Genomic DNA, 8,588 nt, shown 5'->3' with positions numbered 1-8,588 from the left:
AGTTACGCGCTTTCGCTTGCTAACTCGAGGTGGCGTATATTACGCTTTCCTCTTTCAGAGTCAACCCTAAATTTCAGGTTTTTTCTCTGCGGTCCTGGATACTCTGTGAAGTGATTCACACGTTCCCGGTTGATGGAGGCGCATTATAGGGAGTTCCGCGCAGGCCGCAACAGGTATTTTCGACAAAACTCACCGTTTGCTGCATTCCACAGCAAAAGCCCCCCTTATACCTGGTTATGCACTAACTTATCCACAGAACGTATTTGCCCGGAAATTTTACGAGCACCGCGCAAACGTTTTCGCTACAATTCCCGCGACGAAATGATCCCCCTTTTTTACGGGGGCGTTACCTGAATCTGTTCCTGTTGCTCCTCTAGAACCTTTATATAAGGTAGAGATTCACGTAACGCTCTTTATATTGCGACTCAAAGCCAAGGGATAAAACCATGCAACAACCTCGTCCAATCCGCCGGGCTCTGCTCAGCGTGTCTGATAAAGCCGGTATCGTTGAATTCGCCGAAGCTCTCTCTCAGAGAGGCGTAGAACTGCTTTCCACCGGTGGCACCGCCCGCCTGCTGGCGGATGCCGGTCTGCCTGTTACCGAAGTTTCTGACTATACCGGTTTCCCGGAAATGATGGATGGACGAGTGAAGACCCTGCATCCGAAAGTGCACGGTGGCATTCTTGGCCGTCGCGGCCAGGATGATGCCATCATGGAGCAGCATGCGATCAAACCGATCGATATGGTGGTCGTGAATCTGTACCCCTTCGCCCAAACCGTGGCTCGCCCGGACTGCTCCTTGGAAGATGCAGTTGAGAATATCGACATCGGTGGCCCAACTATGGTGCGCTCTGCCGCCAAGAACCACAAAGACGTGGCCATCGTGGTGAAGAGCAGCGACTACGCCGCCATCATTACCGAAATGGATAACAACGCGGGATCACTGCGCTATCCAACCCGATTCGATCTGGCGATCAAGGCCTTTGAGCATACCGCCGCATACGACAGCATGATCGCCAACTACTTTGGCTCACTGGTTCCGGCCTATCACGGCGAAACCGATCAACCCTCTGGCCGCTTCCCGCGTACCCTGAACCTGAACTACATCAAAAAACAGGATATGCGCTATGGCGAGAACAGCCACCAGCAAGCCGCCTTCTATATAGAAGAGAACCTGCAGGAAGCGTCCGTCGCCACCGCCACACAACTCCAGGGTAAGGCGCTCTCTTACAACAACATCGCCGATACCGACGCCGCGCTGGAATGTGTGAAAGAGTTTGCCGAACCAGCTTGTGTGATCGTCAAACACGCCAACCCTTGTGGTGTCGCGATCGGTGCAAACCTGTTTACCGCTTACGATCGCGCCTACCAGACCGACCCTACTTCTGCCTTTGGTGGCATTATCGCTTTTAACCGCGAGCTGGATGCTGAAACTGCAAAAGCAATCATCAGCCGCCAATTTGTTGAAGTCATCATCGCACCGAGCATCAGTGATGAAGCCCGTTCCCTGCTGGCTGCCAAACAGAATGTGCGCGTTCTGGCCTGCGGTCAGTGGCAGCAACGCGTTGCGGGTCTGGACTTCAAACGCGTCAACGGCGGCCTGCTGGTGCAGGATCGCGATCTGGGCATGGTGACTGCAAGCGATCTGCGCGTGGTTTCTGAACGCCAGCCAACGGCGCAAGAGCTGCGTGATGCGCTGTTCTGCTGGAAAGTGGCTAAGTTTGTTAAATCTAACGCGATCGTTTATGCCCGTGACAACATGACCATCGGCATTGGGGCGGGCCAGATGAGCCGTGTTTACTCTGCCAAGATTGCAGGGATCAAAGCCGCCGACGAGGGCCTGGAAGTGCAAGGTTCCGCTATGGCCTCTGACGCTTTCTTCCCGTTCCGTGATGGTATCGACGCCGCCGCGGCGGTAGGTATTACCTGCGTGATCCAGCCAGGTGGTTCGATCCGCGATGACGAAGTGATCGCCGCCGCCAACGAACACGGTATTGCAATGATCTTCACCGACATGCGTCATTTCCGCCATTAATCCCTTTTTCTGCGTGCACCAAGGTGCACGCTGTTTATGGAGCACCTGATGAATATTCTGATTATCGGTAACGGTGGGCGCGAACATGCGTTGGCCTGGAAAGCAGCCCAATCACCGCTGGCGAAAAAGGTTTACGTTGCGCCGGGCAATGCAGGTACCGCGCTGGAAAACAACCTGACCAATGTGGATATCGCCCCCACCGATATCCCGGCACTGCTGACTTTTGCCACAAGTCATGCTATCGATCTCACCATTGTCGGCCCGGAAGCCCCGTTAGTCATCGGCGTGGTTGATGCTTTCCAAGCTGCCGGGCTGAAAATCTTTGGCCCATCGCAGGCTGCCGCCCAGCTAGAGGGTTCTAAAGCCTTCACCAAAGATTTCCTGGCACGCCATGCGATCCCAAGCGCGGAGTACCAGAACTTCACCGAGGTTGAGCCCGCGCTGTCGTATGTGCGCAGCAAAGGCGCACCGATCGTGATCAAGGCTGACGGCTTGGCAGCCGGTAAAGGCGTGATCGTTGCCATGACGCTGAAAGAAGCGGAAGACGCCATTCAGGATATGCTGGCAGGCAATGCCTTTGGCGACGCCGGGCACCGTATCGTGATTGAGGAATTCCTTGAAGGCGAAGAAGCCAGCTTTATCGTGATGGTGGACGGTGAAAACGTGGTTCCGATGGCCACCAGCCAGGATCACAAACGTGTAGGCAATGGTGATACCGGCCCGAATACCGGCGGCATGGGCGCTTACTCACCGGCCCCCGTAGTCACTGATGAGATCCACCAACGCGTGATGGATCAGGTGATCTGGCCGACCGTACGCGGCATGGCGGTGGAAGGTAATACCTACGTGGGCTTCCTGTATGCTGGCCTGATGATTGCTGCCGACGGGCAACCTAAGGTGATTGAATTCAACTGCCGCTTTGGCGACCCGGAAACTCAGCCCATCATGCTACGCCTGCGTTCCGATCTGGTTGAACTGTGCCTGGCAGGTGCCGAAGGTAAACTGGGCGAGAAAACCTCCGAGTGGGACCCGCGCCCTTCCTTAGGCGTGGTGCTGGCTGCCGGGGGTTACCCGGGTGATTACCGTAGTGGCGATGTGATCCAGGGTTTGCCACAGCAGGAAGCGGCCGACGGAAAAGTATTCCATGCCGGTACGCGTCTGCAAGGGAATGACGTGGTCACCAGCGGCGGCCGCGTCTTGTGCGTGACGGCCTTGGGCGCAACGGTGGCAGAAGCACAGCAACGCGCTTATCGGTTGGCGGAAAGTATTCAGTGGCAAGGCAGTTTCTGCCGTAAGGATATTGGCTACCGCGCGATTGCCCGTGGCAAATAGGCTCGATCAAGGTTAAAACGAGGGGGCTCTGTTCGCAGAGCCTTTTTTATTGGCTGTTCTAGAGTGAATCTTCCGTGGGTTCCCAACGGCAGAAATCGTCGTTCGCCACCAGCAGTAATTCGCGGCCTTCCGGCCCATCCAGCCAGGCAACGCTCAACGGTTGGCTGCTGTTGGCCGCACGCTGCGTAATCCAGGCCTCAGCCCGCTTGCCGAAGTCTGGTTTCAGCACTTCACCGCGGCACGACTGCACACTCCCCTGCTGCCAACGCCCCTGTAACAGCCTGACCCGGCCAGCATTGAGCGCATCGCTCACTTCCAGGATACGGCGAGCCTGATATTGGTAAAGCGCAATCTCATCACTAGAGAGTTTTTCACGCCGCGTCGGTAATTGGCGCTGCATAAAGCTGACCCTACCGTCAGCGGTAAAACGCAATTGAATCGAGTCCCGATCGCCATCGGCATCGGTACGCTTGATTTGGCGCAGTGCGCCATTCTGGTACTCATACAGAGTCGTTATCGTACCGGGCCCACGATAGGGGCTATAGACGCTCATCAGCACCATAGGGCGCTGCTGGCCGTCGTCTTTGCGCCACAGGCGGATAACCCCCTGATCGGCAACAAAACCACTGGCGGTAAAGGAAGGCGGCGCGGAACGTAAGCTACAGGCGCTCAGGCCGCCGATCACGGCAACCACCATAAGTACACGGCGGGCAAACAAAAGGGGCACCATCGCCCCCCTGTTTAATCTTCTCAACAACACGCGTCTTATTTGACTGCGTCTTTCAGTGCTTTGCCAGAAACGAACGCAGGTACATTAGCAGCTGCGATTTTGATTTCTTTACCAGTCTGTGGGTTGCGGCCAGTGCGCTCGTTACGATGGTTTACCTTGAAAGTACCGAAACCAACCAATTGTACTGCATCACCTTCTTTCAGAGACTCAGTAATAGCAGCCAAGGTAGATTCCAGAGCCAGTTTAGCTTGTGCTTTGGAAAGGTCAGCCTTGTCCGCGATTACATCAATCAGTTGAGTCTTGTTCATAAGTTATCCTTACAGTGTGTTTATCGTTTGCAAAGCATCGAGTGCGACGGATATGCCGATTGACAGCACTCTCCTGCATACACGCACCGATAGCCACTTTTTTTTCGCCCCCCAAATGTAGACCAGACAGGGTGCGGATGTGAAGCCTTAAGGCATGACAAATCAGGCGTTAAATCACGTTTTCTTGCCTTATTGCGTTAAATTTATCCCGATGTTACTTACCGCCGCCTCGCGCAGGTCAGATCGTAACCCTTTGATCAGATCCAAATCGCGCTCTTCACTGGCGGCCAACAGGCGGAAAATCTCCCATTGGATGTCCCATTCTTCCTCAATCGCAGGCAAAACCTTCAGCTCTTCGTCGGTCATTTCTTTGCCAGCCTGGGTCATTTCCAGCATCGCCACGGTGCGAATTGACGTTTCGCTGATGGCAACGGCATGCTCCAGCGTCTCACCGCTGAGGCGCGAATGGATCAGCTCCCCTAATGCGATACAGGCATCGATCGCCGGGTAAACACCGTAAAGATCATAATCCTCAGCCGACGGGATCGCCTCTTCCAGCTTTTCCAATTGGTTGTCAAAGTTAACCTTGGCGTCTTTCACCACCAGCGTTTCCCACACCAGATCCAGAATACGGCGATAAACTGCCGGATCGCCAAACCCGGTTTGCAGGCAGAACATCTGGTAATTCGGGTACATACGCTCGCACAAACTCGCCATAAAGGTCAAATGTTGCCAGCTTTCCAGCTTTTCCAAGCGTAAATGAATCGGGTTACGTAGCATTATCTACTCTCTTACTCGTTATCTGCCGCGCAGTGTACCCGAAATCGCTCAGGTCGACATCTCTGGATGTTGCTGTAACCAGCGAACAAAGGCCGGACGGCGCGAAGCGATGGCATCGGCCCAACGCGTAGGTTCCGGCAGGCGGTATCCTGCCATACAGCGCTGCACCCAGGCCAATGCGCTAGCCGTGCTCACGCGATGCCCGGTAGCAATAAACAACGGGTTACAGCGCGCCTTGCTGCGCCACACCCAACCAAGCTGTTCGCCCTTATCTTCTAACGGTGCCAACGCCCCCACTGCAGCATCAAGCGGGGCAAAGGTGCCACACAAAGGCTGCTTCGCCACGCCGATGGTCGGCACATCGACCAGCAGACCAAAGTGGCTGGCCACGCCCAAACGCCGCGGATGCGAGATACCATGCCCATCGACGAAGATCAGGTCGGGTTTCTGTTGCAGTTGCTCCCACGCGGCAAGCAGCGCCGGGCACTCACGGAACGAAAGAAATCCGGGGATATAGGGCATGATGGTCTTGATACGCGCCACGCGATATTCCACCAGTTGCAAAGAAGGATAGCGCAGAATCGCAATCGCAGCGCGCGTCACCGCGCCTTCTTGCTCAAAACCGACATCGGCACCGGCAATAAAGACCGGCGGATTTTGCAGAAAATCGTCATGGCGAATGACGTCTCCCGCACGCTGTAACTGTTCCACACGCAGGGCCTGAGTATCAATCACAGCGCCTCCTTATCGGTTCAGCGATTCGGTTCAGCGATGGTATTTAGCCGAAAGCGCATGCACGGCCTCAACAAAGGCTCCAGCATGCTCTGGCGGGACATCCTGGTGGATACCGTGCCCAAGGTTAAATACGTGCCCTTCGCCGTGGCCAAAGCCAGCCAGAATGCTTTCCACTTCTTGCGCGATACGTTCCGGCGCGGCATACAGCATTGAAGGATCCATATTGCCCTGCAGGGCAACCCGGTGACCCACGCGCCGACGCGCGTCGGCGATATCCGTGGTCCAATCCAGGCCCAACGCATCACAACCGGTCGCAGCCATAGCTTCCAGCCACTGCCCGCCCCCTTTGGTGAATAAGGTTACCGGCACCCGGCGGCCATCGTTTTCACGCAGCAGGCCATCAACGATTTTATGCATGTATTGCAGCGAGAACTCCAGGTAGTCGCGGCCAGTCAGCACACCGCCCCAGGTATCAAACACCATGACCGATTGCGCACCGGCTTTGATTTGAGCATTGAGATACAAAATGACGCTGTCTGCCAGCTTATCCAGCAACAGATGCAACGTTTGCGGCTCGGCGTACATCATCTTCTTCAGCTTGGTAAACGCCTTGCTGCTGCCACCTTCCACCATATAAGTAGCCAGCGTCCAGGGGCTGCCGGAGAAACCGATCAGCGGCACGGCACCTTTTAGCTCACGGCGAATGGTGCGCACCGCATTCATGACGTAACCCAGTTCATCTTCAGGATCAAACGCTGGCAGCTTTTCCACATCGGCCCGGCAGGTAATCGGGGATGAAAAACGTGGCCCTTCGCCGGCTTCGAAATAAAGCCCCAGGCCCATGGCATCGGGAATGGTAAGAATGTCGGAGAACAGAATAGCGGCGTCCAGCGCATAGCGGCGCAGCGGCTGTAACGTCACTTCGCAGGCTAATTCCGCATTTTTGCACAGCGACATAAAATCACCGGCCTGGGCGCGAGTCGCCTTATATTCCGGCAGGTAACGACCGGCCTGACGCATCATCCACACAGGGGTTACATCCACCGGCTGGCGCAGCAGGGCACGCAGGTAGCGATCGTTCTTCAACTCATTCATTTATCAGGCTCCCGTCATCATCTGGCGCCATTGTACATGATTCTATTCTGCCCGACACAGCGCCACGGTATCCTCGATCAGCCGGCGCGCCACGGTACCCGGAGGTGGTAACAATGGCAGCCGATCGTGGCGATACCAGCCGGCGTTGAGCAACTCTTTCGGATCGTGGCGCAGTTCGCCGCCCTGATAGTCCGCCATAAAGGCCATCATCAGCGAATGGGGGAATGGCCAGGGTTGAGAGGTCACATAACGCAGGTTGGTGATCGAAATATTGCTTTCTTCCATCACCTCACGCGCTACCGCCTGTTCCAGCGTTTCACCCACTTCGACAAACCCGGCCAGCACGGTATGGATCCCACCGCGGTGGCGCACGTGTTGCGCCAACAGGATCTCATCATCGCGACGGATCGCGACGATCACGCACGGTGCAATCTGCGGGTAATACCGCTCACGACAGTAATTGCACAAGCAGGCGCTTTCGGTGCGGCTAAGCACCATTTCATGACCGCAATAGCCACAAAACTTATGTGAACGATAAAAGTCAGCCAGTTGCACGCCGCGCCCGGCAAGTTGGAACAGGCCGCGATCAAGATCGAGCAACTGCCGCACCGAGCCCATCTCTTTCGGCATCGGCTGGCATATCAGCCATACCGGTACCCCATCCCATTCGCCAATCTGACGGGCCTGCCGCCCCTGGAGTGCAAATGACGCGGCCAAACCCAGCGGCAGCTCACCGTTTGGCAGCCAAATTCTGCTTTCATGGCTGACGATCCACCAGCCATTTTCGTTACCCGTTAATGCAAGTTCCATATGTTGTTGCACAACCTCCGCTTCACTGGCAATCTAGGAGTTGTTCTTTGTTACATTTTAATAACTTACTGTTTCTTTCTCTTACTCACGGAGTCAAACATGCTCAACCAGTTGGAAAGCCTGACTCAACGCGTTGGTGGCAGTAATGAATTAGTTGATCAATGGCTACAAGCACGCAAGCAATTACTGGTCGCTTACTGCACTTTGGTAGGCATCAAACCGAACAAAGAAAAGCGTACGCCGCTGAACGAAAAAGCGCTGGAGAATTTTTGCCAGAATCTGGTGGATTATCTCTCTGACGGGCATTTTCACATCTACGGCAAAATTATCAAGCAGGTGGAAGGCTCAGCCAGCCCGAAAATGGCGCTAACCACCAAGTTCTACCCAAAGTTACAGGCCAATACCGAAACCATCATGGCATTCCACGATCGTTATACCGAAGTGGAGATCGATCAGGACGTCTGCCTAGAGTTTCATCAGGCGCTGTCAGATATCGGCGAGGCGTTAGCCTCACGCTTTGCCCTGGAGGATCAACTGATTCAACTGGCTGCAGAAACCTGGCAACAAGCGCAACCTGGGGCTGCCAATTCCGGCACGCTGGAAAACCCAGCCTAATCCTGCCAACCCATTTCAACGTCATAGTACAGGCCCACGGACGGGCCGGATCACCTCGCACCGCCAACAACGCCGCAGCATGAAAGATCAAAGGCAGGCTTGTAGTTTTTATTCACCCTCCTACTACCCAAAATAATTCGAGTGACG

General features: G+C 55.1%; 9 protein-coding genes. 3 read left to right on the top strand and 6 right to left on the bottom strand.

Annotation, left to right across the window (positions count from 1 at the left end; translation table 11 throughout):
- Positions 1-446 precede the first annotated feature (446 nt).
- Both purH and purD read left to right on the top strand, forming a co-directional pair.
- Positions 447-2,036, top strand: coding sequence for a bifunctional phosphoribosylaminoimidazolecarboxamide formyltransferase/IMP cyclohydrolase (gene purH / locus BMI79_RS21815; RefSeq protein WP_076944250.1), 1,590 nt, complete (start codon positions 447-449; stop codon positions 2,034-2,036).
- A 48-nt stretch (positions 2,037-2,084) separates the two neighbouring features.
- Positions 2,085-3,368: a phosphoribosylamine--glycine ligase gene (purD, locus tag BMI79_RS21810; protein ID WP_076944249.1), complete on the top strand. Its 1,284-nt coding sequence runs from the start codon at positions 2,085-2,087 to the stop codon at positions 3,366-3,368.
- Between the two features lie 58 nt (positions 3,369-3,426).
- Here the strand turns inward: purD and BMI79_RS21805 are convergent, their stop codons facing one another.
- The 6 genes from BMI79_RS21805 to nudC all read right to left on the bottom strand — a co-directional run bounded on the left by BMI79_RS21805 (position 3,427) and on the right by nudC (position 7,826).
- The gene (locus BMI79_RS21805) at positions 3,427-4,098 is read right to left on the bottom strand and encodes a DUF1481 domain-containing protein (RefSeq protein ID WP_083704517.1); all 672 of its coding nucleotides are present in this window, start codon (positions 4,096-4,098) and stop codon (positions 3,427-3,429) included.
- Positions 4,099-4,133: 35 nt separating this feature from the next.
- Positions 4,134-4,406 (bottom strand): nucleoid-associated protein HU-alpha, encoded by a 273-nt coding sequence (hupA, locus tag BMI79_RS21800; RefSeq protein ID WP_012004757.1) that lies wholly within the window; start codon positions 4,404-4,406, stop codon positions 4,134-4,136.
- Between the two features lie 189 nt (positions 4,407-4,595).
- Complete coding sequence (locus tag BMI79_RS21795) at positions 4,596-5,186, bottom strand: YjaG family protein (RefSeq protein WP_076944248.1); 591 nt, start codon at positions 5,184-5,186, stop codon at positions 4,596-4,598.
- 48 nt (positions 5,187-5,234) lie between these two features.
- Positions 5,235-5,921: a deoxyribonuclease V gene (gene nfi / locus BMI79_RS21790; protein ID WP_076944247.1), complete on the bottom strand. Its 687-nt coding sequence runs from the start codon at positions 5,919-5,921 to the stop codon at positions 5,235-5,237.
- Between the two features lie 30 nt (positions 5,922-5,951).
- Positions 5,952-7,016, bottom strand: coding sequence for a uroporphyrinogen decarboxylase (hemE, locus tag BMI79_RS21785; RefSeq protein ID WP_076944246.1), 1,065 nt, complete (start codon positions 7,014-7,016; stop codon positions 5,952-5,954).
- 42 nt (positions 7,017-7,058) lie between these two features.
- The gene (gene nudC / locus BMI79_RS21780; protein WP_076944245.1) at positions 7,059-7,826 is read right to left on the bottom strand and encodes an NAD(+) diphosphatase; all 768 of its coding nucleotides are present in this window, start codon (positions 7,824-7,826) and stop codon (positions 7,059-7,061) included.
- Between the two features lie 99 nt (positions 7,827-7,925).
- On the opposite strand from nudC, the gene BMI79_RS21775 reads away from it, so the two are divergent.
- A complete protein-coding gene (locus BMI79_RS21775; protein ID WP_076944244.1) occupies positions 7,926-8,441 on the top strand; it encodes an Rsd/AlgQ family anti-sigma factor in 516 nt (171 codons plus the stop codon).
- The last annotated feature ends 147 nt before the right edge of the window (positions 8,442-8,588 follow it).

Origin of the sequence: Serratia oryzae (assembly GCF_001976145.1) — a bacterium.
Classification (GTDB): domain Bacteria; phylum Pseudomonadota; class Gammaproteobacteria; order Enterobacterales; family Enterobacteriaceae; genus Chania; species Chania oryzae.
This window is presented reverse-complemented; position numbering and strand designations above follow the sequence as displayed.

Bases quoted from the DNA above. Each gene is read 5' to 3' on its own strand.
- purH (WP_076944250.1), top strand. From the start codon at position 447: ATGCAACAACCTCGTCCAATCCGCCGGGCTCTGCTCAGCGTGTCTGAT.
- purD (WP_076944249.1), top strand. From the start codon at position 2,085: ATGAATATTCTGATTATCGGTAACGGTGGGCGCGAACATGCGTTGGCC.
- BMI79_RS21805 (WP_083704517.1), bottom strand. From the start codon at position 4,098: ATGGTGCCCCTTTTGTTTGCCCGCCGTGTACTTATGGTGGTTGCCGTG.
- hupA (WP_012004757.1), bottom strand. From the start codon at position 4,406: ATGAACAAGACTCAACTGATTGATGTAATCGCGGACAAGGCTGACCTT.
- BMI79_RS21795 (WP_076944248.1), bottom strand. From the start codon at position 5,186: ATGCTACGTAACCCGATTCATTTACGCTTGGAAAAGCTGGAAAGCTGG.
- hemE (WP_076944246.1), bottom strand. From the start codon at position 7,016: ATGAATGAGTTGAAGAACGATCGCTACCTGCGTGCCCTGCTGCGCCAG.
- nudC (WP_076944245.1), bottom strand. From the start codon at position 7,826: ATGGAACTTGCATTAACGGGTAACGAAAATGGCTGGTGGATCGTCAGC.
- BMI79_RS21775 (WP_076944244.1), top strand. From the start codon at position 7,926: ATGCTCAACCAGTTGGAAAGCCTGACTCAACGCGTTGGTGGCAGTAAT.